Genomic DNA, 23,138 nt, shown 5'->3' with positions numbered 1-23,138 from the left:
GAGGACCCCGCCGTCGGGCGTCGCGTGGCGGGCCCCGGTGGGCCGGCCCACGGCGGCGGCGCGGACCGGCCCGCGGGGTCAGCGACCGGTGAAGTCCGGCTTGCGCTTCGCCACGAAGGCGGCCATGCCCTCGCGTCGGTCGTCGGTGGCGAACAGCGCGGCGAAGAGCTGGCTCTCCCAGGCCAGGCCGGAGGCGAGGTCCATCTCCAGGCCGCCGTCGATGGCCAGCTTCGCGGCGCGTACCGCCTGGGCCGGTCCCTTGACGTACGGCGTGACCAGCGCGACCGCCTCGGCGTATACCTGGTCGGCCGGTACCACCCGGTCGGCGAGCCCGATCCGCAGCGCCTCCTGGGCGTCGACCATCCGGCCGGAGAGAATGATGTCCTTGGCGCGGGCCGGGCCGACCAGGCGGGACAGCCGCTGGGTGCCGCCGGCGCCGGGGATGATGCCGAGCTTGATCTCCGGCTGGCCGAGCTTGGCGTCGTCGGCGACGACCCGCCAGTCACAGGCCAGCGCCAGTTCGCAGCCGCCGCCGAGGGCGTACCCGGTGATCGCGGCGACGACCGGCTTGGGGATCCGGGCGATGGCGCCGAGCGCGCCGGACAGTTCGACGGCGCGGTCCGCCATGTCGACGTACGACATGTCGGCCATTTCCTTGATGTCGGCGCCGGCGGCGAAGACCTTGTCGCCGCCGTACACGATCACCGCCCGGACCTCGGGATCGGCGGTGACGGCCTGGGCCGCGGCGCGCAACTCCTCCTGCACGACGCTGTTGAGGGCGTTCATCGGCGGCCGCTCCAGGCGGATGGTGCCGATCCCGTCCCTGACCTCCACGCGTACGAACTCGCCCACGCTGCCGCCTTCCTCTCGGTTGCGTACCGCCCGGTCCACCCGGTACGTCGTCCGCCGGGGTTTCCGGTCGGATAACGGTCGCGGGCCCGTGACGGCGGCCTGTCCTGGGTAGGTTAGCGGTGACGGACTCGACTTGGGCGACGTGATGATCACCTACTACCGCGACCGGGGTGTGCAGATCACCTCGGCGGCCATCCGGGTCGGCCCACGGGCCTACCCGCTGGAGTCGCTGACCCGGGTGTGGCACGAGCGCGGCCCCCGGAACTGGCGGATCCTGGCCGGCCGGGGTGCGATCGCCGTGGCCCTGGTCTGTCCACTTGTCGCCGCCGCGCTCGGCATCCTCCTGGCGGTCAGCCTGAACATCTCGGTCACCGCGACGATCGCCGTCGTGGCCGGGTCGGTGCTCGTCGGGCTGGCCGTCGGTCCGCTGGCCGACCTGTTGCTCGGCCGGCTCGACCGGTCCTACGAGCGGGGCGCGTACGACCTGCGGATCTGGGCCGACATCGGGGGCGTGCCGGTGCTGTTGCTGCACACCGCGGACGCGTTGCGGTTCGGCCAGGTCTACCGGGCGCTGCAACGGGCGCTGGAGGCCCCGCCCCGGCCCCGGCCGGCTCCCACTCTTCCCGCCCGGCCCACCCCGCCGTCCCCCGGTCCGGGCCCGCGGACCGGGTCCGCCGCGCACCGGCGTACCCCGGCCGGCGGCCGGATACCACGCCCGGCGGGTCCACGTTCGACGTAACGGCACCGATCGGTCGGCCCGAGATCTTTGTGTCCGGCGGCGGGCGCGCTTTGCTTGATGGGTGACGCTCTATTACCGCGATGATTCGGTACAGGTCACCTCGACGTCCATCGACGTCGACGGGCGCACCTACCGGATGGCCGACCTGACGTACGTGTGGCACCAGCGCGGGCGCGGATCGGCCCGGACCTGGTCGCGGCTGGCGCTGCGCGGCGTTCTGATCTTCCTGCTCTCCGCGCCGCCACTGGTCGCGGTCGTCTGCCTGGTCTCGCTGACCTACTCCGCCGTCGACCGGGCCAACTGGACCCTCGCGCTGGTCATCGTGGCCGTCTGCGCGGTCGGGGCGTTCGCCCTGGCCCCGTTCCTGGAGGTGCCGCTCGGCTGGCTGGACCGCTCCTACGACCGGGGCGGTGCGGTCAACGAGATCTGGGTGCAGTGCGCCGGCGAGGAGGTCCTGCTGCTGAGCACCTCCGACGCGCTCCGGTTCGGACGGATCTACCGGGCCGTGCAACGCGCCGTCGAACAGGGCGAGCCACGTTGACCGCGCCGGCGCCGGGCGACCGGTGCACCGGTCGCCGTCGGTCCGGTGGGTCCCGCGGGTCGCCCGCCGGACCCGGTCGGCGCCTCTTCCCGCCCGATCGACACCTAGACGAGAGAGCGCTCTCTCGCATAGCCTGACACCACACCCGCCCACCAGGGCGAGGCCAGAACCTGGGACTGCACCACCGCTCGACAGCATCCGCCCAGCGCGAAGCGACAGCAGTCAGAGAGCGCTCTCCGGATGACGAGGCTGGTCGCGCCCGAAGGGAGGTCGTCGACATGCAGGACAGAAGACCGACGATCGAGGACGTCGCCCGGGTCGCGGGCGTGTCCCGGGCCACCGCCTCCCGCGTGATCAACAATGGTCGCGGCACGTCGGACGAGGCTCAAACCCGGGTCCACCAGGCCGTCGACCGGCTCGGGTACCGACCCAATCCGGCGGCCCGGATGCTGGCCCTGGGCCGGACCGACGTCATCGACCTCGTCGTCCTCGGCTACGAGGCGGACCTGGCCCAGCTCGGCGCCAACCCGTACTTCAGCCGGGTCGTCGCCGGGGCACTGTCGGCGCTCGCCGGCACCGACACCCACCTGCGGGTCCGCATCGTCGCCGAGAACGCCGTGCACCGGTCGATCGACGAGATCGCGCGGGCCACGACCCAGGGCGCGATCCTGGTCAACGTCCCACCACCGCTGGCCACCCGGTTCCACGACCGGTGCGAACGGGTCGTGTCGCTCGGCGCCACGGCGGACCGGGTGCCCGCCGTGGAGGCCCGCAACGCCCACGGCGCCCAGGTTGCGGTCACCTACCTGCACGACCTCGGCCGGCGCCGGATCGCCGCGGTCCACGGGCCGGCCGGCAACACCTGCGCGGCCAGCCGCCGGGCCGGACACCTCCACGCGATCCACGCCGCCGGCCTGCCCGACATCACCGGCGACGGCCAGTTCCGCCGGGAGGCGGGCTATCGGGCGACGGCCCGCCTGATCGCCACCCGGCCGGACATCGACGCGGTCTTCGCGGCCAGCGACCTGATGGCCGCCGGCGCGATCCAGGCCCTCACCGCGGCCGGTCGCCGGATACCCGACGACGTCAGCGTGGTGGGCTTCGACGACAGCGTCATCGCCACAGCCGTCAACCCACCGATGACGACCGTACGTCTGCCGGTCGAGCAGATGGCCGCCGCCGCCACCAGGACCTTGCTCGACGGCGGGGCCGCCGCCCACTGGCGCCTGGTCTTCCCCGTCGACCTGGTCGTCCGGGCGAGCACGGCCGGCGTGACCGGGCCCCACGTGAGCCGGTCGACCGACGCGTAGGGCCGGCGTGGGCGGTCGTGGTCCCGCCGACGCACAATGAGTGGATGCCGCTGCCGCTCCCCCGCCCCTCCGCCGTGTTCGACCTGACCAGGGCCGCCGTCGGCCAGGCGGTGGACACCGCCGGCACGCTGGCCGCCGTACCGGCCCGCGCGTTCGCCGTACTCGACAGCGTCGAGACGCTGGTCAACCGGATCAACGGTGTCGTCGACCGGATCGAGTCGGTGCTCGACCGGGCCGAACGCACCGTCGGCGCCGCCGAGCGGGCGATCGGCCAGGTCGCCGAGATCACCACCGCCGCGAAGCGGGCCGTCGACCACGTCGACGAGATCACCACCGCCGCGAAGGCGGCCGTCGGTCAGGTCGACACGATCACCGGCGCCGCATCGGCCACCATCACCGAGGTGACCCGGATCGCCACCGCCGCCGGCACCGTGCTCGCCGACGTCGAGAAGGTCGCCGGCTCCGCCGGCGTGGTGGTCGGCGCGGCCGAGACCGTCGCCGCCAAGGCCACCGACGTGGTCGGCCGGGTCGAGGGCACGGCCGGCAAGGCCGACGAACTGCTGACGACGTACGGCCCGACGCTGCACAAGGCCGCCCCGATGGCGGTCCGCTTCGTCGAGCAACTGTCCCCCGAGGAGGTCGACGCGGCGATCCGGCTGGTCGACGAACTGCCCCGGTTGACCGAGCACCTCACTTCCGACGTACTGCCGATCCTGGGCACCCTCGACCGGGTCGGCCCGGACATCCACGACCTGCTGGAGGTGACCCGCGACCTGAAGCTCGCCGTCGCCGGCATCCCCGGCCTGCGGATGCTGCGCCGGCGCGGCGAGGAGCGGCTGGCCGACGAGAACGACTGAGCCGTCCGGCCGCCCGACCCGCGTCGGGCGGCCGGCCCGGCCGGGAATCAGGCCGGTACGGTGCCCGGCCGGCGCAGGTCGTCGATCTCGACCACCTCGCGCCCGAGCGGCCAGAAGGCCGCCGGCACCAGCTTGAAGTTCGCGATCCCGAACGGGATGCCGACGATCGTCACGCAGAGGCTGATCCCGGCGACGATGTGCATGAGCGCCAGCCACCAGCCGGCGAGCACCACCCACAGGATGTTGGCGACGCCCGACCCGACCCCGGCTCCCGGCTTGGGCACGAGGGTGCGGCCGAAGGGCCAGAGCGAGTAGTACGCCAGCCGCAGCGACGCGACCCCGAACGGAATCGTCACCACGAGCACGAAACAGATGAGCGCCGCGATGCCGTAGCCGATCGCGAGCACGATACCGCTGCCGAAGATGAGCCAGAGCAGGTTCAGGATGAAGCGGATCATGTACCAATGGTGCCCGATCGGGACAAGGGTCCGGACCGGCGCCGCCGCGGTCACCCGGCGAGGGTGTCGATGTCCACGCGGTGCGGCAGTGAGACCGACGCGCCGACCCGGCGTACGCAGGCCGCACCGGCCGCGCACGCCCAGCGGGTCGCCTCGACCAGGTCCCGCCCCTCGGCCCAGGCGACGGCGAGCGCGCCGGTGAAGGCGTCGCCGGCCGCGGTCGAGTCCACGGCCCGCACCGGGAACGCCGGGACGTGCGCGGCGGTGCCGTCGCGGTCGACGTACCAGGCTCCGGCGTCGCCGAGGGTCAGCACCGCGCGCGGTACGACCGACAGCAACGCGGCCGGCTCGTCGCGGCCCCGGCCGGTGAGCGCCTGCGCCTCGACCTCGTTGACCACCAGCAGGTCGACCGCGTCGAGCAACTCGGCGGGCAGGTCCCGGGCCGGTGCGGCGTTGAGCACCACCCGGGTGCCCGCCGCCCGGGCCGCCACCGCCGCCTCGGTCACCGTCTCGACCGGGATCTCCAGCTGGGCGATCATGATGTCGGCCCCCGTACGGCGTCCAGCTCCGGCCCGGTCAGCGCGGTGAACGCGCCGTTGGCGCCCGGGGTGACCACGATGGTGTTGTCGCCGGCGGCGTTCACCACCACCAGCGCGACGCCGGACGCGCCGTAGACGACCCGCAGGTGCGAGACGTCGACGCCGGCGCCGCCGATGCGGGCCTTGAGCGTGACGCCGAAGGAGTCGGAGCCGATCGCGCCGAGCAGTACGCAGGAACCACCGGCCCGGCTGACCGCGACCGCCTGGTTGGCGCCCTTGCCGCCGGACACCATCACGAAGTCGGTGCCGAGCACGGTCTCGCCGGGCCGGGGCAGCGACGGTGCCATCGCCACCAGGTCCATGTTGGCGCTGCCGACGACGGCGATCCGGACACCCCGCACGACCCACCTCCCGATCCGGACGCCAGTCTATGGATCCGGTCGGGTGCCCCGCGCCCGGCTCTTCGGTGCGGCGGGTGCGCCGTCCGCCGCACCGACGCTGCCACCCGCCGCGCCGGCCCGGCCGCCCGCCGCCCGGCGGTGCGCTCGGGCCGCGCCCGGGCGATTGGTCTGGCAGGCTTGCCAGGCATGGGGATGCCGATCGGGGTCATGTACCGCTGCGAGAACGCGCCGGAGAACCTGCCGGCCTACGCGCGGCTGGTGGAACGCGCCGGGTACGACGAGTTGTGGGTCGTCGAGGACTGCTTCTTCACCGGGGCGGTGTCGGCGGCGGCGGTCGCCCTCGCGTCGACCGAGCGGCTACGGGTCGGAATCGGCATCCTGCCGGCGGCGTTCCGCAACCCGGCGCTGGCCGCGATGGAGCTGGCCAACCTCTGCCGCCTGTTCCCCGGCCGGGTGCTGCCCGGCTTCGGCCACGGCGTCGGCGCGTGGCTCGAACAGGTCGGCGCCGACCACCCGTCGCCGCTGTCGGTGCTCGGCGAGACCGTCGCGGCCGTACGCGCCCTGCTCGCCGGTGAGACGGTCACCGTGGACGGTCGGTACGCCCGGCTGACCGACGTGACGCTGGAGTTCCCGCCGGCGCGGGTGCCGCCGCTGTCCCTCGGGGTACGCGCCGAGCGGTCCATGCGACTGTCGGGGCGGGTCGCCGACGGCACGATCCTGGCCGAGGGGGCGAGCCCGGCGTACATCGGGTGGGCGCGGGACCGCATCGACGAGGGTCGGCGGGAGGCGGGCCGCACCGACGACCACCGGCTGACCGTGTACGTCGACTTCGAGTTCGACCCCGACCGGCGGGTGGCCCGTCGGGAGATCGCGACCCGGCTCGCCGGCGGTCGGCTGCAACCCGGCGACGCCGAACTCGCCGACGAGTTGGCCGCGCTGACCGCCGGCGGATCCGATGTGGACGCGCTGGCGGCGGCGCTGCCGGACGCCTGGGTGGACCGGTTCACGATGGCCGGTACGGCGGAACAGTGCGCGGCGGCGTACGACCGGATCGGGGCGGCGGGGGCCGACGCGATCGTGCTGCGCCCCCCGACCGATCCACAGCTCGCCGTCGCCCAGCTCACCCTCGCCGCCGACGAACTGCTCCCCGGCCTGCGTACCGTTTCCTGATCCCGACCCACGGCTCGCACGGACCGGTTGCCGGTCCCGCCGCACGACCGAGCGTTGTCATCGGCGGCCGGTCGCGACCGCCCGGATCGGCAACGTGGCCGCGGCGGCGGGTGGAGTGTCCGCAATCCACCTCGGATCCATGGGCGTACGGGGATCTCGTGCGGCTACCGTTGACGAAACGAGGGCGACACCGCGCTGGAAGGCTGAGTGGATGGTGGACCCGGTCACGGCGGCTGTACTGGCCGCAACTGTCGTCCCGCTGGCCAGTGGCGCAGCGGGTGAGGCCGGCCGGCAGGCGTGGGTCTCGCTGGCATCCGTCCTCCGGACGAGATTCGGACGGGGCCCCGCCCCCGTCGCGGCGGACGCGCTGGAGCGCGCACCCGACCGCCCCCGCGCGGAGGTACTCGCCACCCACCTCGTCGAACTCGCCGAGGGCGACCCGGAGTTCCGGGGATGGCTCCACGCCTGGTTCCAGGAGGCCGCCGCGGCGGCGAACAGCAGGCGCGACGTCACGAACATCGTCGCCGGCCAGGCGCAGATAAGCGGTGGGCTGGTGCAGACCCACACGATCACCGGATCGCTGAGCTTCGGCGTTCCGCCGGCCCCGCCGCCGGACCCTGCCCCTCGCTGACCGGGCGGGGGTGGCGGGCCACGACCGCGCCGGGTCGGGCCCCGACGGCCGGACCGCGCGGCTGGCTACGGCCCCCGTTCGCTGACGCCGGCCGCGATGGCGTACAGCCGCTGCCGTAGGGCGACCGCCTCCCGCGAGGCGTTGTCACCGAGGATGATCTGGGCTTCGAGGCAGCCGGTGTAGGCGGTCTGCCGATGGCCGGCCGCCAGTTGGATGTCGGCGAGGACGCAGAGCGCCGATGCCCTGCACAGCGGATCACCGATCTCGTCGCCGATGGCGACCGCGGCCGAGGCGTCCCGTAGGGCACTGGACAGTTCACCGATCTGGCGGCGGGCATCGGCGGCGGTGACGAGGGCCCGGCACCGACTCGCCTCGTCGGTGGTGTGCCGGTAGATGTCGAGCGCCGACTGGCAGTGGTCGAGGGCGGTGACCGGCCGCCCCTGTTCGAGGTGCAGCGCGGCGAGTCGGACGTGGACGTGGGCCTGCCCCCGCGTCGACCCGGCCTGTTCCCAGACGGCGAGCGCCTCCAGGTACGCCGCCGTCGCCCGCTCGTACGAGCCCGACTCCCAGTGGGCGTCACCGAGGTGGGCGAGCACCGTGGCCTGGCCGACCACACTCCCGATGGCCCGGCAGGTGGCGAGGATCTCGTCGTAGATCTGGAGAACGAGGGCGACCTCGCCGGCCATGTGGTGCAGGTAGGCGAGATTGTGCAGGCAGGCCATCTGGGCCTCGACGATTCCACCCGCGCGGGCGACCCGCAGGCCCTGCTCGAAGAACTCCGCGGCGCGCCGGTGATCGTGCAACGCGAAGTACGTGGCCCCAAGATTGATCAGCGTGCCGGCCCGGCCGAGGTCGTGCCCGTCGGTGGTGGCCGCGTCGAGCGCGAGGTACAACGCCGCCAGGGTGTCGTCCTGCCGCCCGAAGCGGTCGAAGATCCCGTGAATGGCGTTCGGCAGCTGCCAGGCACGCCGGTGGAGGGCGTGCTCGGCAGCCAGCCGGACCGAGGCGTAGAGGTTGGCCCGTTCCGCCTCGCACCACTTCATCGCGTCCCGGTCGACCGGGAAGGACAACGGTCGTACGGGCCCCGGTTCGGGAAGGCCGGGCACCGGCGGGTAGTCGGGTGCCAACACCTTCGCCGCGTTCGCCGCGGTCAGCAGATACCAGTCGAGCAGCCGCCGGACCGCCAGCCCCCGCTCGTCGTGCGGGACATCGTGGTGCGCCCGCTCGACGGCGTATTTGTGGATGAGGTCATGGAGGCGATAGCGACGTGCGTCGTCGTGGTTGATCAGATGTGCCCTGGCCAGCGTGTTCAGGGCACGTTCCGCGCCGGTCCGCTCGCGGTCGATCAGCGCGCCGGCGGCCGCGGCGTCGATCGTCGCGCCGGGAAACAGACCGAGATGGCGGAAGAGCCGGGCAGCCTCCGGGGCGAGCGCCTGGTAGGACCAGGCGAACACCGTACGCAGGCTCGCGTCGTCGGTCTCGTCGCCGTCGCAGTCCAGCAGCCGGTTGGCCAACTCCTCGACGAGATCGGTGATCGCGGCCCGTGGTCGGGCGGCGACGTGTTCCCCGATTATCCGCAGCGCCAGTGGCAGGCCGCCGGAGAGACGGGCGAGCGACTCGACCAACGCCGGCTGTACCTCGCCCCTGGTGCTGCGCACGATACGGGCGAGCAGCCCGGTCTGTTGCGCCTCGGGAAGGGGCGGCACCGTGATGGTCTGTACGCCCTCACGGATGGTCAGCCCCTTGAGCCGGACCCGACTGGTGATCACCACAAGGCAGGTGTCCGTCATCGGGATCAACGGCCGTACCTGCTCGGAGTCGCGCACGTTGTCGACGACGACGAGGACGCGCCGCCCGGCGAGTTCCTCGTTGTAGCGGGCCAGGCGCTGTGCCGGATCGGCGGGCATCTGGTCGGTGGGCACGCCGAGCGCGGCGAGGAAGTGCCGGAGGCCCTCCTCCGGCCGTACGGGTGGGAGTGCGCCGTGTCCCTCGGCGTTCAGGAAGAGTTGCCCGTCGGGAAAACCGTCCTGCTGCCGTCGTGCCCAGTGGACCGCCAGCGTGGTCTTCCCGACTCCCGGCATGCCGGTCAGCACGACGGCACCCGGTCGCTCGACGCCGCCCGACACCACCCTGTCGAGTTCCGCCAGCACGTCCTCGTGTCCGACGAAGTCCGGCACTCCCCTGGGAACCTGTCTCGGCGGTGCGCTCCCGGCCGCTCTCGGGCGGCGCACGTCGTCGTGCACGACCCCGGTTCGGCGGCCGGCGACGGACGTACCGGTGAGATCTGGGGCGGGTAGGCCGCGCATCTGTTTGCGGTAGCGCGCCGTGAAACCCGTGACGAAGGATTCGGCTTCGTGTTCGCGGCCCACCGCGTGGAGGGCCGCCACCCACAGTCTTGCCAACGATTCGTCCAGCGGGTGCGCCGACATGAGGGGTTCCAACCGGGTGAGCGCGACGTGCGGACGCCCGATCACCAACTCACTCTCGATCAGGAGGCGATGCGCGCCGAGGAGCTTTTCCTGCATCTCCCGGCGCAGGTGCTCGGCGGGACCGGTGTGCAGTTCGGCAAGCGGCTCGCCCCGCCACAGTCGCACCGCCGGATCGAGCAGTTCGACGCACCTGCGATGGTCGCCCCGGATGGTGGCGTCCCGGCCGTCCGTCACCATCCGCCGGAACTGGTGATAATCGACAATCGCCGGATCGACGTCCAGACGGTAGGCGCCGAGGCCGTTCATCGAGACGAGGCTGTCGGGCAGGCCGACGACCCGCAGTGCGCCCCGCAGCCTGCTGGCAAGCGGGTAGAGGGCTGCCCGGCGAGCATCCGACAACCGATCACCCCATAGATGATCGACAATTAGATCGAGGCGAACCGGATTGCCCACATGATAGAGAAGGAGGGAGAGAAGGCCTCGCTGCTTGGCCACACCGAGGGGCGCCAGTCCGCCGTCGACCCTGAGCTCGGTGGGACCGAGAATTGCGAATTGCATCGGACCGACCCCCGCTCGGACGACACCCCCATCGATCGTCGCCGAATCGAGAGGGGATCCCAAGAGCCACTGCATGGAGTCCGAAATCCGACATAACATCAACCAGCAAACCGCAAGGAAACAGCAAGACGAGTGCCACGTCAACGCACAGACGTCCGCCGAGACTGACTTCCATCGCGACCATCGCGAAGGGAGGACAGATGACACACGAATGGCGCAAGGCGCCTGTCGGCATCGATGCCGAGCATTGGGTCACCCGCCCCGACTGCCGCAGCGTCCTGGCGGTCGCACACACCATCACGAGCTGCCACCGGCTTCTCGACGTGGTCGAGTACGTCGAGGACGACCCGAGGGTGCAGGTGGTGTTCACCGTCGGTCCGGACGTCTTCAGTCACGGCGTCGTGCGGTATCTCGAGAGTCTCGGCGCTCTCGTCCTGCCGTGGCAGCATGCGGTGCGGGAACGCTTCGATCTCGGCCTGGCGGCCTCGTACGGCGGCCTGCACGAGGTGCACGCCCCACTTGTGGTCATGGCCCATGGCGCCGGCCACGGAAAGCCCGTCTCGAACCGCGGCCCGGGTACGGCGGTACAACGCACCGCCACCGCCTACGGTCTGGACAGCCAGCGACTGACCCGCGACGGCCGGGTCCTCGCCGCCGCCGTCGCCCTGTCCCACGATGACGAACTGGACGTGCTCGATCGGCAGTGCCCGGAAGCTCTCGACGCGGCCGTCGTCGTCGGCGACCCGTGCTTCGACCGGATCGTCGTGAGCCTCCCCGACCGTCCGCGCTACCGCCGCGCGCTCGGCGTGGATGAGCATCAGGAACTCGTCGTGGTCAGCTCGACGTGGGGACGCAACGGATTGTTCGGGCATTGGCCCGACCTGTTGTCCACGGTCATGGATCAGCTGCCGGCGCACCGGTTCCGGGTCGGCGCGCTGCTCCACCCCGCCGTGTGGCACGCGCACGGACATCGACAGATCCGCGCGTGGCTCCGGGACTGCCGGGAAGCGGGGCTGCTCCTGCTGGAGCCGACCGAGGACTGGCGGGCTCTCGTGGTGGCCGCCGACTACCTCATCGGAGACCACGGATCGGTCACGACGTACGCGGCGGCGATCGGCCGGCGGGTGCTGATCCAGCCCGGCCTCGCGGGGATCGTGACCGGCGGATCGCCACAGGCACTGGTCACCTCGACCGCCGGCCGGCTCGATCCCGGCCGGCGTCTGCTCCCACAACTCGAAGCGGCGGCGGCCATGGACCCTACGGCGGTCGTCGCCCGGCTGACGTCGCGGCCGGGGCAGGCCGCCACCATCCTGCGCCGCACGCTCTACCGCCTGCTGGACCTGACCGAGCCCAGTCGACACCGCCGGGTGGAGCCGGTCGACGTACCCCGGCTCCCGGGCCGGGAGCGAAGTCATGCATGAGGCAGAGGAGCCGGTCGTCGTCGTACTGGGTCGGTGGCGCACCGGGCCGACGCGGGTGCGGCTGGCCGATGTCGTGGTGGAACGTTCCGCCGTCCCGGGCCACGTCCGGTGCCGGGAACTGCTCGACCGTTACCCGGGGCTGGCACTGGCGTTGGTCGCCGGCCCGGCCGGTGAGCTGACCGCCGTGATCCGCGACGGTACGGTCGTCACCGGACGGGTCGACCCGACGGGTGCGCCGGCGCCCGACCTCCTGCTGACCACCGTGGCCCGATGCCTGTACGCCCGCTGGGCCGCAGGCCGGCCGGTCGGTCCGGTGCTGTGCGGTCACCCGGGCCTATCCGCCGACACCGTCCGGTCGCCCGAGCCGCCGGGCGGGTTCGACCCCCCGCGGTGACCCCAGCCGCTCGAAGATGCCCGATGCCTCGTCATAGAGGCGTCGGGCGAGAGCGGGCTCGCCGCGTAGTTCCGCGACCCGACCGAGCAGTGCCAGCGCCTCGGCCCGCTCGTGGTCGGAGCCCAGCCGGCCCATCCGCTCGGCCGCCTCCGACGCGGTCCGCCCGGCCCGGTCGACATCGCCGACCTCCAGGTGGGCCTCGGCCAACCCGATCAGCACCCGGACCCCGTTGTACGGGTCGACGTCCCCCAGCCCGTCGAACCGGGTCCGCGCTTCGACCAGCAGCGGCAGGGCCTGATCGGCACGCCCCACCCGGGTCAACGCTCTCGCGAGGTTGATGCAGGTCAGCCCGATGGCCCGACTGTCACCGGCGGCACGGTTGCCGGCGAGAAGTTCGGCGAACATCGTGACCGCGGGTTCCAGGCGGCCGGTGTCGCGGTAGAGGGTGGCGAGCCCTTCCTGCGCGTCCAGGACGCCACGGGCGTCGTCCACCTCCCGGTAACGCTCGATCGCGGCACGGGCGTGCCGCTCCGCTTCGTCGTACGCGCCGTGCTTCACGCAAACGCGGCTGAGCCGCTTCAGCATGTCGGCTTCGGCCCACCCGTTGCCCCACTGCCGGGCCGCCCGGACTCCCCGCCGGTCCACCTCCAGCCGGTCCCGGTAGTGCTTGTGGTAGAGGAACAGCGGCCACTTGACATCGGCCAGGAACCAGGCGACCTCGACGAATCCCTCGTCGAGGGCCACCCGGCCCGCCTGCACCAGGTTCACCCGCTCCAGTTCCAGCCACCCCAACGCGTCATCCCGGTCGTCGAACGACGGCAGGCCGGACGGGTCGGTGCCGAAGCCGTACGGGATCCGCCGCCGATAGGGGGTCAGGACCATGTCCGCCCGGCCGGCGGCGGCCAGGTAGTACTCCAGGATCGCCAGCAGTGCCGCCCGCCGATCCGGTTCGGTGTCGTCATCCTCGGCCTTCTCCCGGGCATGGAGCCGGATCAGGTCGTGAAAGCGGAAGCGCCCCTCGGTCACCTCCTCCAGGAGACTGGCCCGCATCAGCCCGGCGAGCACGTCGCCGCGCCCCGAGCGGCCGGATGCCCGGTCCGCCCCGAGTGCGGTGACCACGCCGGTCCCGAACTCCGGACCGGGATGCAGCGCCAGCCTGCGGTACAGCACGGCGGCCGCCGGGGGCAGGGCGTGGTAGGACCGGTCCAACGCGGCCCGCAGCGACGGACCCTCCTCATCGGACAGCTGGGCCAGCCGGTCCCTCTCGTCGGACAGGTCCCTGGTCACACTCCGCACCGACAGGCGGGGCCGGGCGATCATCCATCCCGCCGCCGCGCAGATCGCGATGGGCAGTCCACCGCATATCCCCGCCAGGTCCCGCACCTGTTCGGGTTCCCGCGAGATCCGCTCCGGCCCCACCATGCGGGCGAGCAATTCGACCGAGGCGTACGACGAAAGCGGCGACACGTCGAAAAGCCGGGCGCCGTCCGGCACCAGCCCCACCAATCGGCTTCGGCTGGTCACCACCACGGTCGATCCGGCGGCCGGCAGGAGTGGCCGGACCTGGCCGGCCGAGTAGGCGTTGTCGAGCATGACAAGCAAGCGCAGATCTGCCGTCACCGTCCGAAACAACGCCGCCCGCTCGGCGAGCGTGATCGGAATGCGTTGCGGCGCCACTCCCAACGCCCGCAGGAACGCCCCCAGCGCCTCGCTCGGATCCGTCGGCTCGGCATCGCTGAATCCGGCGAGATCGACATAGAGTTGCCCGTCCACGAACCGGTCCCGTACGGCATGTGCCCAGTGCGTGGCCAGCGCCGTCTTGCCGACGCCGGCCGGTCCGGTCAGCACCACCACCGCCACCGCCTGCTCGCCGAGGAGGCGGTCGAGGCCGGCCAACTCGGCCGTCCGGCCGACGAAATTGCCGGACGGGATCGGCAGGTGTCGCGGCACCGGGAAACGGCTTTCGGGTGCCGGATGGACATGCACTCCACCCTGGATGAGGGCGGCCTGGATGCTGGGTCCGACAACGGTGCCGGACACCTCGTTGGAATTCCCGGCACCGAGTCCTGGGACCGAACCGTCGAACCGTTGATCCAAACGCCGTACTCCCCACCGCCCGCCGGAACGGCATCGGGCCCCACCGACGGAACGCTCGCGAACCTGAACCGATAAAACACCCTTCAAGACACTTCGACAATACCGGCGATGCCATCACCGCAACTTTTCCAGCATTTTTGGGATCATTACTTCGAACCCAAATGCCAGAGGCAGTCATCTATGCCTCGACGCGGACATCCGGACTCGGTCGGAGCCCGCCCACGCACGCAACCACTAAGAACACGAACCTCTAACCGCAAACGCTAACTAGATGCCCAAATCGGACAAATTTCACTCAATCACCGATCATCGTGGGTGCGTTTTCATGAAAAATCCAGCTTTGTAGACGCGGATCGATCATGCTAGCTTCGCGCAGTGCCCCTTGGCGCACAGGTTCGAATTAGCCACCCCAGGGCAGCGAAGCCCCTTAGCGCAAACGGAAACCCATGCCCTACTTCGACTTTGCCGCAACGGTCGCCCCCTACGTCGCCGACGTGGTCTGCGAGTTCTGGAAGTGGATCTTGTAGGTCAGGCCTGACCGGACTTCGGTGGGACACCGAGATACTTACCAGCGAAAAGACGACACGCCGGGCACCCCGAGAGTTCAGGGGCGCCCGGCGTGTCGCTTCAGGGCAGTCGTCGCGTGCAGCGGATCGGCCGCCGTCGCGTACACCCAGGGCGGGCGTACGCGACGAGCAGATTCGGCCGGGTCAGCTGGTCGGGAAGTTGTCCGGGGTACGGATGCGGTCGCGGATCCAGACGCCGGCCGGCTTGAGCACGCCGGTTCCGGTGTACGAGCTGCCGTTGCAGGTACCGGTGTTGAAGACGGCGCCACTCCGGAAGTCGTCCGAGAAGTTCCAGTTCACCCAACTGATCTTCTTCGTCGCCATCAGATCGAGATACTGCTGGGCGCGGGTGAAGTCGTTCGCCCCGTCGCCGGACGCGGTCTGGGTGCCGAACTCGGTGACGAAGATCGGCAGCCGGTCGGCGGCCCGGGACAGCGTGTTCAGGTAGGTCGTGCCGTGCGACGCGGCGTAGAAGTGGAACGTGTACATGATGTTCGTCGCGTTGACCGGGTTGTTGACGATCTCGGTTTCCGACGAGCTCTCGGAGACGCCGAGCGAGGACCAGGCGCGGGTGCCGACCAGCACCACGCCGTCGGGGTCCTGGGCCCGGATGACCGGGATGATCTGCTCGGCGTAGCTCTTGATCGACGACCAGCTCACCCCGTTCGGCTCGTTCGCCACCTCGTACAGGATGTTGGTCTTGTCCTTGTGGCGCTGCGCGATCTCGGTGAAGAAGGTGCGGGCGCGGGCCAGGTTGTGGTTGGGGTCGCCCGGGGTGAGCATGTGCCAGTCGACGATGGCGTACATGCCGCGGGCGGTGGCCCGCTCGATGTAGTCGTGCACCCGGTCGGTGAACAGGCGCGGGTTGGTCTCGTAGCCGCCTTCCTGGATGTACATGGAGATGCGCAGCACGTCGGCGTTCCAGTCGGTGGCGAGCGCGTCGAGCGAGGCGTTGTTGACGCACTGGGCGTACCACTGGATGCCGTGGGTGCTCATGCCGCGCAACTGGATCGGGCGGTTGTACTGGTTGCAGAGCTGGACGCCGCAGACCCGGAGCTGGCCGTTGACCGCGGCGGGGGTGCCGCCGTTGCCACCACCGGACGCGGTGGTGACGTTGAGCGCGCCGGTCTGGGCGGAGGTGTTGCCGGCGGCGTCGCGGGCCCGCACCGAGAAGGCGTACGACGTGGACGGGTTCAGGCCGCTGATGGTGGCGCTGGTGCCGGTGACGGTGGTGGCGATGGTGCCGCCGCGGTAGACGTCGTAGCCGGTCACGCCGACGTTGTCGGTCGAGGCGTTCCAGGCCAGCGACACGCTCGACGAGGTGGTGCCGGTGGCGCGCAGATTGCCGGGCACGGTCGGGGCCTGGGTGTCGCCGCTTCCGCCGTCGGTGCAGGAGCCGCCGTTGACGGTGCAGTTGGCCGGGGTGCCGCTGCCGTTGACGATGAAGCCGAAGGTGGCGGTGGCACCGGCGGTCAGGGTGCCGTTCCAGGACCGGTTGGTGAAGCTGTGCCGGTTGCCGCTGCTGGTGAGCAGTGCGTCCCAGTAGCTGCCGAGGGTGGAGCCGGACGGCAGGTCGAACTCCACCCGCCAGCTGTTGATGGTGACGCTGGTGTCGTTACGGACGGTGAAGCGGGCCTCGTAGCCACTGCCCCAGTCCTGGACCTTGGCGAAGCTGGCGGTCGCGGCGTGCGCGCCGGGTGCGGCCACCAGGACGCCGGCGAGGGCGAGCGCGGCGGCGGAGACCCCGGCCGCGATCATGCGCAGTCTGGACATTTCACTGCCTCTACTGTCGTGGGGTAGGCCGACACGCGTCGAAACAGAACTGTAAAGATGACTTACAGTCAGGTCAACCCATCGACGACAATCCACGCAGTGGTGAGGTGTCAGACCGCCCGGGCGGTGAACCGGTCGCCGGCGCGGTCGACGGTCAGCGCCACGCCGAACGTCTTGGAGAGCAGCTCGCCGGTCAACGTGTGACCGATCAGCCCCTGCGCGACGATGCCGCCGTCGCGGACGAGCAGGGCGTGGGTGAAGCCCGGCGGGATCTCCTCGACGTGGTGGGTGACCAGCACGATCGCCGGCGCGTCGGGGTCGCTGGCGAGTTCGCCGAGCCGGGCGACCAGATCCTCCCGGCCGCCGAGGTCGAGCCCGGCCGCCGGCTCGTCGAGCAGCAGCAGCTCCGGGTCGGTCATCAGCGCCCGGGCCACCTGCACCCGCTTGCGCTCCCCCTCCGACAGGGTGCCGTAGTCGCGCTCGGCCAGTCCGGCCACGCCGAGCTGGGCGAGCAGGCCCCGGGCGCGGGCCTCGTCGGCCGGGTCGTAGCTCTCCCGGAAGCGGCCGACCACCGACCAGGCGGCGGTGACCACGACGTCGACCACCCGCTCCTGCGTCGGGATCCGCTCGGCGAGCGCCGCCGTCGACAGGCCGATCCGGGTACGCAGCTCGTTGACGTCGGTCCGGCCGATCTGTTCGCCGAGGATGCGGGCCTTACCGGTGGTCGGGTGCAGCCGCCCGGCGGCGAGGTTGAGCAGCGTGGTCTTGCCGGCCCCGTTGGGCCCGAGCACCACCCACCGCTCGTCGAGTTCGACCTGCCACGTCACGTCACGTAGCAGGTGATTGCCGGAACGTTGCACACCGACCCCGTCGAGGTCGATCACCAGGTCGTCGTCCGCCACGCTGCCATCCAACCACGCACGTCGGGGCGACCACCCCACCCCCGCCTCCGCGATCTTGCACTTGTCGCCCGACATAAGCCGTGAAAGGAGGAGATAAGTGCAAGATCGCGGGAGGGTGGGTCAGACGCGGGTGATGCGGATCGCGTCGGCGATGACCAGACCGGTGCCGGAGGTCCAACGGCTCACCGCGACCTTGTTGGCGTCACCGGCGGCCAGGGTGAAGGTGCCGAGCACCCGCCACTGGCCACCGGTCAGCCGTTGGTTGACGTTGACCGTCTGGTTCCCGCTCGTCGTGACGATGACGTACGGAGTCGAGTTGTTGTATCCCGGGTCGGCCGGCCACCAGGCGTCCACCCGGTACGTCGCGGTCGCCGGGATGTTGAACTTGTACCAGGCCGAGTCGCTGGCCAGCACCGGGTCGGCGAACCGGTAGTTGGCGCCGTGCCGCTGGCCGGAGAACGCCGAGGAGCCCCAGTTGCCGCTGGCGGTGAACCGGCCGGCGGTGTCGTTGTCGACGGTGGACGTCCAGCTCGGCGGCGGGGTGGTGCCACCGCCGGTGACCAACTCCATGAAGCGGGTCCAGTTCCAGTTCGGGCCCGGGTCGGTGTGCGTGGCGCCGGGCACCTGGTTGTGGCCGAGGATGTAGCTGCGGGTCTTCGGGATGTTGTACCGGTCGGCCAGGTGCCGGGTGAGCGCGGCCGACGAGCGGTACATCGCGTCGGTGAACCACGAGGCGTTGTTGACGAAGCCCTCGTGCTCGATGCCGATCGACTGGGTGTTGTAGGTCCAGTTCCCGGCGTGCCAGGCGACGTCCTTGTCCCGTACGGACTGGGTGACCGCGCCGTCCGACGAGCGGATCGTGTAGTGGGCGCTGACCCCGGCACCGGGGTTCTGGAACCAGCTCACCGTGCCGGCGTACGAGCCCTGCGCCACGTGGATGATCACGTAACGGATGTCGTACGTCGACTCGCGGCTGGACACCGTGTAGTTGTTGCCGTGTGCGGGCGCCCAGGCGGCCGGACCGTAGTCGGCGCTCAACGTGCCGACGCCGGAACTGGCGGCGCCGATCGGGGCGACCGAGGCCAGGGCGCCGCGCTGCGGGGCGACGGGGCGGCCGGCCACGCTGAGCGTGCTGCCGGCCGCGACGAACCCGCTGCCGAGCAGGTCGTAGACGGCGTCGGCGTAGAGCCGGGTGGTCGCCGGGGTGGAGCCGCCGCCGTAGCGGGCGACCGTGCCGTACCAGCGGCCGACGTCGTCGCGCTGGACGGCGGTCAGGCCGGCCGCGTCGGCGTACGACCGCAGGACGGCGGCGGCCCCGGCGACGTTGGCGGCCGTGTCGGTGCGCAGTTCGGCGACCGGCACCTTGGTGAGGGCGGCCGCCTCGTCGAGGGTACGGACGTTCGGGTTGCTGGTCAGGTGCATCACGCCGTAGCCGTTCGAGGCGCTCGGCGCGCCGTCGTGCCCGTCGAGACGGGTCTCGGCGTAGCCGAGCGCCGCGAGCAGGTCGCGCGGCACGTCGTAGCGGTCGGCCGCGGCCTCGAACGCCGCGGTGAGTGGATCGGCGGCACCTGACCGGTCGGCCGGCGCGGCCTGGGCCGGTTGGGCGGACAGGCCGACGGCCAGGGCGAGGGCGCCGCCGCCGATCAGGCGGGCGGCTCGACGCAGGGGGTTTCGTACGGTCACCGTCACTCCTCCCGAAGTGATGGACGCCCCCGGTCGCCGGGGACGTCGGGTGACCGAACCGTATAGGCAGATATCCATCTATGTCGAGAGCTTGCAGTACTGTTTACTTTGTTGAAGAATTCCTTCACATGAGGGGGTGGCGTGCGGGCACAGGCTCAGCCGACCGTCGACCCGAAGACCTCGTCGCGGACCGCGTCCAGCGCGGTGCGCAACGCCCCCTGCAGCACCGGCTCCTCGGTCAGCTCGGTCACCTGCACCCGCGGCGAGACCAGCGTGATCGCGGCGACCTCGTGCTGCACCCGCTCGGCCAGCGCGCTGCCGCCGGCCTGGCCGACCTCGCCGGTCAGCACGACCAGCGGCGGGTCGAGCACCACACAGGTGCTGGCCACGCCGAGGGCCAGCCGGCGGGCCAGCTCGTCGAGGAACGGGCCACCCTCGGTGCCGGCGGCGATCGCCGTGCGCACCGCCTCGGCGGCGGTGGCCGCCCGGAAGCCGTGCTCGCGGGCCACCGCCCGGATGGCGTCGGCACCGGCGACCTGCTGGAACGCGGGCTTGGCCCGGCGCGACACGTCGCGCGGGATGGGCGCGCCCGGCACCGGCAGATAGCCGATCTCGCCGGCCGCGCCGGTGTTGCCGTGGTGCATCCGACCGTTGATCATGATGGCGAGGCCGATGCCGACGCCGGCCCACACCAGAACGAAGTTGTCGACGCCGCGGGCCGCCCCGGTGTGCGCCTCGGCGACCGCCGCGAGGTTGACGTCGTTCTCGAAGACGACCGGGATACGCAGGTCCTCGCGCAGCGCGGCGAGCAGCCCGCGGTGCCAGCGCGGCAGGTTGAACGCGAACGTGATGTCGCCGGTGCCGGGGTCGACCAGACCGGGGGTGCCCAGCACCACCCGGCGCACGCTGGCGAGCTGGGCGTGCGCCTCGCCGGCCGCCTGGACGACCGCGTTGTGCACCACGCCCACCGGGTCGTCGGTGTCGCGGGTGGACTGCTCGACCCGGCCGATCACCCCGCCGGTGATGTCGGCGCAGGCGGCGACCACCCGGTCCGGCCCGACGTCGACGCCGACGACGTACGCGCTGCCCGGGGTGACCGCGTAGAGCTGGGCGTTCGGGCCGCGCCCGCCGGCCTGTTCACCGACCCGGGTGACCAGACCACGCTCCTCCAGCCGTTCGACCAGCTGGGAGGCGGTGACCTTGGACAGGCCGGTCAGCTCGCCGATCTGGGCACGGGTGAGCGGGCCCCGGTCGAGCAGCAGTTCCAGGGCGGCGCGGTCGTTGAGCGCACGGAGGAGCCGGGGTGTGCCGGGCAGACGGGTGGCAGCCATGGAGACGTCCTCTATATTTAGTAAAGTTTCTTATCGATAACCGAGCCTTACCGGTAGCCGTAGCGTAATCGCAGATCATGACAACGGCCGACACCGGCGGACGGCAGGATGACCCCGGCCGGCACGCGACGCGCGCCGGCGGGGACGAGAGGGAGACCAGGTGGCGATCGACCCAGGACTTCGGCGGCTCGTGCTGCGTACCCTGCTCGCGGCGTTCCCGGGCACCGCACCCCCGCGATGGGCGGTCGACCTGGTCGCCGACGGGCTCGCCGGGCACACCCTCTTCGGCCGCAACGTCGTCGACCCCGCCCAGGTCGCCGCGACCACCGCGGCGCTGCGGCAGGCCCGCCCCGACGTCGTCGTCGCCATCGACGAGGAGGGCGGCGACGTCACCCGGCTCGCGCACGCCACCGGCAGCCCGTACCCGGGCAACGCCGCCCTCGGCGCGGTCGGTGACGTCGGTCTCACCCGGCGCGTCTACCAGGCGATCGGCACCGAACTGGCCGCTGCCGGAGTCACCGTCAACCTCGCGCCGACCGTCGACGTCAACTCGCACGACGACAACCCGATCATCGGCACCCGCTCGTTCGGCGCCGACCCGGTCCGGGTCGCCGCGCACGCCGCCGCCGCGGTCACCGGGCTCCAGGCCGCCGGGGTCGCCGCCTGCGCGAAACACTTCCCCGGGCACGGCGCCACGGTCGCCGACTCGCATTACGAACTGCCCACCGTCGACGTACCACTGTCCGTGCTGCGGGCCCGCGACCTGCCGCCGTTCGCGGCGGTCATCGCGGCCGACGCCAAGGCCGTCATGACCGCGCACATCCGGGTGCCGGCCCTGACCGGGGCCGCGCCGGCCACCTTCACCAGCGCCGTCCTGGTCGACCTGCTCCGCCACGAATACGGCTTCACCGGCGCGGTCGTCACCGACGCGCTGGAGATGAAGGGTGCCGCGCTCGCCGCCGGCGGCGTCGCGCCGGCCGCCGTACGCGCCCTGGCCGCCGGCGCCGACCTGCTCTGCATCGGCGCCGACGTCGACGAACCGGCGCTGGTCGAGGAGGTGGTGGCGCACGTCGTCGCCGCCCTGGACGACGGCCGGCTCGACCGCACCCGAATCGAACAGGCCGCCGGCCGCGCCGCCGACCTCGCCGCCTGGACCCGGGCCGCCGCGCCGGACGCGGCCGTGGCGACCGACCTCGGGTACGCCGCCGCCCGCCGCGCGGTCCGCGTCGAGGGCAGCCTCACCGACCTGGGTACGCCCCTCGTCGTGCAGCTCGTCTCGTCGTCGACGATCGCCGAGGGCCGGGTGCCGTGGGGCCTCGGTCCACACGTGGGCGGCGCCGAGCAACTGCGTGTCGTGGCCACCGAGACCGATGTGCCGACCCTGGTGGAGCGGGCCGCCGGCCGGCCGATCGTGCTGGTCGGGCGGCACGTGCACCGGCTGGCCGAGGCACCGGCCCTGATCGAGGCGCTGGCCGCCGCCCATCCGGTGGTCCTGGTCGAGATGGGCTGGCCGTCGCCCTGGCGGCCGGCCGGCGTACGCGCCTTCGTGACGACGTACGGCGCCAGCCACGCCAACGGCCGCGCCGCGGCGGAAACCCTCGGCCTGGCCGGCTGACCCACCACCTTCCGGCGGCACCGCACCCGATCACGGGGTGCGGTGCCGCCTCCGTGTGAGCGGCGTCTCGCTTGAACGCGTTCAAAAGCAGTCGTACGCTCAGGGCGACCGAAAGTTGAACGTGTTCGAGAAAGGGGTCGGCGGTGGACCTGAAGGTCTGGATGTACCTGAGCTACCTCGCGATCAGCATCGGCCTGGTCGTCTGGGTGGCCGGCGTGCTGTCCCGCAACGGGCTCGTCTTCCTCGTCGAGGTGTTCGACGACAGCAAGCTGGCCAAGGCGGTCAACAGCCTGCTCGTGGTCGGCTTCTACCTGCTCAACCTCGGCTTCGCGATGTTCAACCTGCGCTACGGCGGCCGGATCGTCTCGATGGCCCACGGGATGGAGGAGCTGTCGCTGAAGATCGGCCTGGTGCTGCTGGTGCTGGGCGCGCTGCACTTCTTCAACGTCTTCGCCCTCAACCGCTACCGCCGCGGCCGGCAGCGGCAGAACGCGCCCCGACCGCCGGTGCCGCCCGCCGGCCGCCTCGCCATGGCCGGGCCGTACCCCGGTGGGCCGGTCTGGTTCCCACCGGGGCGGCCGCCGGTGCCGCCGCAGCAGCAGCCCGATGCTCCCCGCCCGGGGCCGGCGCCCGAGGCCGGGCCGCCCCGGACCGACCCCGGCCAGGCGCAGCAGTGACCGGTGCCCGGCCCGGCGATCCCACCGCACACGGGGGCGGTGGGATCGCCGGGTTCACCGTCCTCTACGACGCGTACTGCCCGGTCTGCCGGACCGCGCGCGGCTGGCTGGCGGCGCGCGACCAGCTCGTACCGCTGTCGTTCGTGCCGGCCGGGTCGGCCCGGGCCCGGCTGCTGTTCCCGGGCTCGACCACA

General features: G+C 71.9%; 19 protein-coding genes and 1 pseudogene. 10 read left to right on the top strand and 10 right to left on the bottom strand.

Annotation, left to right across the window (positions count from 1 at the left end):
* Positions 1-78 precede the first annotated feature (78 nt).
* Complete coding sequence (locus Prubr_RS18845) at positions 79-852, bottom strand: enoyl-CoA hydratase-related protein (RefSeq protein WP_212827213.1); 774 nt, start codon at positions 850-852, stop codon at positions 79-81.
* 145 nt (positions 853-997) lie between these two features.
* On the opposite strand from Prubr_RS18845, the gene Prubr_RS18840 reads away from it, so the two are divergent.
* From Prubr_RS18840 to Prubr_RS18825, 4 genes are all read left to right on the top strand, one after another.
* Positions 998-1,591, top strand: a complete 594-nt coding sequence (locus Prubr_RS18840; protein ID WP_425518057.1) for a DUF6232 family protein — start codon at positions 998-1,000, stop codon at positions 1,589-1,591.
* A 61-nt stretch (positions 1,592-1,652) separates the two neighbouring features.
* Positions 1,653-2,132 (top strand): DUF6232 family protein, encoded by a 480-nt coding sequence (locus tag Prubr_RS18835; RefSeq protein ID WP_212827211.1) that lies wholly within the window; start codon positions 1,653-1,655, stop codon positions 2,130-2,132.
* Between the two features lie 278 nt (positions 2,133-2,410).
* Positions 2,411-3,442, top strand: coding sequence for a LacI family DNA-binding transcriptional regulator (locus Prubr_RS18830; protein WP_212827209.1), 1,032 nt, complete (start codon positions 2,411-2,413; stop codon positions 3,440-3,442).
* A 44-nt stretch (positions 3,443-3,486) separates the two neighbouring features.
* Positions 3,487-4,299 carry a hypothetical protein gene (locus Prubr_RS18825; RefSeq protein WP_212827207.1) on the top strand — a complete coding sequence of 271 codons (813 nt, stop codon included), beginning with the start codon at positions 3,487-3,489 and terminating at the stop codon, positions 4,297-4,299.
* A gap of 47 nt (positions 4,300-4,346) precedes the next feature.
* Here the strand turns inward: Prubr_RS18825 and Prubr_RS18820 are convergent, their stop codons facing one another.
* Both Prubr_RS18820 and Prubr_RS18815 read right to left on the bottom strand, forming a co-directional pair.
* Positions 4,347-4,757, bottom strand: coding sequence for a YccF domain-containing protein (locus tag Prubr_RS18820; protein ID WP_212827205.1), 411 nt, complete (start codon positions 4,755-4,757; stop codon positions 4,347-4,349).
* 50 nt (positions 4,758-4,807) lie between these two features.
* A pseudogene (locus Prubr_RS18815) lies at positions 4,808-5,658 on the bottom strand (ribokinase).
* A gap of 225 nt (positions 5,659-5,883) precedes the next feature.
* Between Prubr_RS18815 and Prubr_RS18810 the strand changes: the two are divergent.
* Complete coding sequence (locus Prubr_RS18810) at positions 5,884-6,867, top strand: LLM class flavin-dependent oxidoreductase (RefSeq protein ID WP_212827203.1); 984 nt, start codon at positions 5,884-5,886, stop codon at positions 6,865-6,867.
* Positions 6,868-7,078: 211 nt separating this feature from the next.
* Positions 7,079-7,498: a hypothetical protein gene (locus Prubr_RS18805; protein ID WP_212827201.1), complete on the top strand. Its 420-nt coding sequence runs from the start codon at positions 7,079-7,081 to the stop codon at positions 7,496-7,498.
* A gap of 65 nt (positions 7,499-7,563) precedes the next feature.
* Here Prubr_RS18805 and Prubr_RS18800 read toward each other — a convergent pair whose 3' ends face one another.
* Positions 7,564-10,326 (bottom strand): ATP-binding protein, encoded by a 2,763-nt coding sequence (locus Prubr_RS18800; protein WP_212827199.1) that lies wholly within the window; start codon positions 10,324-10,326, stop codon positions 7,564-7,566.
* A 359-nt stretch (positions 10,327-10,685) separates the two neighbouring features.
* Here Prubr_RS18800 and Prubr_RS18795 point away from each other — a divergent pair, with 359 nt between their 5' ends.
* Positions 10,686-11,906, top strand: coding sequence for a hypothetical protein (locus Prubr_RS18795; RefSeq protein WP_212827197.1), 1,221 nt, complete (start codon positions 10,686-10,688; stop codon positions 11,904-11,906).
* Positions 11,899-12,300, top strand: coding sequence for a hypothetical protein (locus Prubr_RS18790; protein ID WP_212827195.1), 402 nt, complete (start codon positions 11,899-11,901; stop codon positions 12,298-12,300). Before Prubr_RS18795 ends, Prubr_RS18790 begins: the two co-directional genes overlap by 8 nt.
* Here the strand turns inward: Prubr_RS18790 and Prubr_RS18785 are convergent.
* From Prubr_RS18785 to Prubr_RS18765, 5 genes are all read right to left on the bottom strand, one after another.
* A complete protein-coding gene (locus Prubr_RS18785; protein ID WP_212827193.1) occupies positions 12,241-14,250 on the bottom strand; it encodes an ATP-binding protein in 2,010 nt (669 codons plus the stop codon). The two genes, Prubr_RS18790 and Prubr_RS18785, sit on opposite strands and share 60 nt — an antisense overlap.
* An 857-nt stretch (positions 14,251-15,107) precedes the next feature.
* Positions 15,108-16,736 (bottom strand): cellulase family glycosylhydrolase, encoded by a 1,629-nt coding sequence (locus Prubr_RS18780; protein WP_212827191.1) that lies wholly within the window; start codon positions 16,734-16,736, stop codon positions 15,108-15,110.
* Between the two features lie 110 nt (positions 16,737-16,846).
* Positions 16,847-17,713, bottom strand: coding sequence for an ABC transporter ATP-binding protein (locus tag Prubr_RS18775; protein WP_212827189.1), 867 nt, complete (start codon positions 17,711-17,713; stop codon positions 16,847-16,849).
* Positions 17,714-17,758: 45 nt separating this feature from the next.
* Entirely contained in the window at positions 17,759-19,321 is a 1,563-nt protein-coding gene (locus Prubr_RS18770; protein WP_246568818.1) for a golvesin C-terminal-like domain-containing protein, read from the bottom strand.
* A gap of 155 nt (positions 19,322-19,476) precedes the next feature.
* On the bottom strand, positions 19,477-20,652 hold the full coding sequence (locus Prubr_RS18765; protein WP_212827185.1) for an ROK family transcriptional regulator: 1,176 nt from the start codon (positions 20,650-20,652) through the stop codon (positions 19,477-19,479).
* 160 nt (positions 20,653-20,812) lie between these two features.
* Between Prubr_RS18765 and Prubr_RS18760 the strand changes: the two genes are divergently transcribed.
* Entirely contained in the window at positions 20,813-22,267 is a 1,455-nt protein-coding gene (locus Prubr_RS18760) for a glycoside hydrolase family 3 protein (protein WP_212827183.1), read from the top strand.
* A 143-nt stretch (positions 22,268-22,410) separates the two neighbouring features.
* The gene (locus Prubr_RS18755) at positions 22,411-22,944 is read left to right on the top strand and encodes a hypothetical protein (protein ID WP_246568816.1); all 534 of its coding nucleotides are present in this window, start codon (positions 22,411-22,413) and stop codon (positions 22,942-22,944) included.
* Positions 22,945-23,008: 64 nt separating this feature from the next.
* On the opposite strand, the gene Prubr_RS37710 is transcribed toward Prubr_RS18755, so the two are convergent.
* Positions 23,009-23,137, bottom strand: a complete 129-nt coding sequence (locus Prubr_RS37710) for a hypothetical protein (RefSeq protein WP_281425934.1) — start codon at positions 23,135-23,137, stop codon at positions 23,009-23,011.
* Position 23,138 lies beyond the last annotated feature (1 nt).

This window comes from Polymorphospora rubra, from assembly GCF_018324255.1.
In the GTDB taxonomy this organism is placed as follows: domain Bacteria; phylum Actinomycetota; class Actinomycetes; order Mycobacteriales; family Micromonosporaceae; genus Polymorphospora; species Polymorphospora rubra.
This window is presented reverse-complemented; position numbering and strand designations above follow the sequence as displayed.

Bases quoted from the DNA above. Each gene is read 5' to 3' on its own strand.
- Prubr_RS18840 (WP_425518057.1), top strand. From the start codon at position 998: ATGATCACCTACTACCGCGACCGGGGTGTGCAGATCACCTCGGCGGCC.
- Prubr_RS18830 (WP_212827209.1), top strand. From the start codon at position 2,411: ATGCAGGACAGAAGACCGACGATCGAGGACGTCGCCCGGGTCGCGGGC.
- Prubr_RS18825 (WP_212827207.1), top strand. From the start codon at position 3,487: ATGCCGCTGCCGCTCCCCCGCCCCTCCGCCGTGTTCGACCTGACCAGG.
- Prubr_RS18820 (WP_212827205.1), bottom strand. From the start codon at position 4,757: ATGATCCGCTTCATCCTGAACCTGCTCTGGCTCATCTTCGGCAGCGGT.
- Prubr_RS18810 (WP_212827203.1), top strand. From the start codon at position 5,884: ATGGGGATGCCGATCGGGGTCATGTACCGCTGCGAGAACGCGCCGGAG.
- Prubr_RS18805 (WP_212827201.1), top strand. From the start codon at position 7,079: ATGGTGGACCCGGTCACGGCGGCTGTACTGGCCGCAACTGTCGTCCCG.
- Prubr_RS18795 (WP_212827197.1), top strand. From the start codon at position 10,686: ATGACACACGAATGGCGCAAGGCGCCTGTCGGCATCGATGCCGAGCAT.
- Prubr_RS18790 (WP_212827195.1), top strand. From the start codon at position 11,899: ATGCATGAGGCAGAGGAGCCGGTCGTCGTCGTACTGGGTCGGTGGCGC.
- Prubr_RS18780 (WP_212827191.1), bottom strand. From the start codon at position 16,736: ATGTCCAGACTGCGCATGATCGCGGCCGGGGTCTCCGCCGCCGCGCTC.
- Prubr_RS18775 (WP_212827189.1), bottom strand. From the start codon at position 17,713: ATGTCGGGCGACAAGTGCAAGATCGCGGAGGCGGGGGTGGGGTGGTCG.
- Prubr_RS18765 (WP_212827185.1), bottom strand. From the start codon at position 20,652: ATGGCTGCCACCCGTCTGCCCGGCACACCCCGGCTCCTCCGTGCGCTC.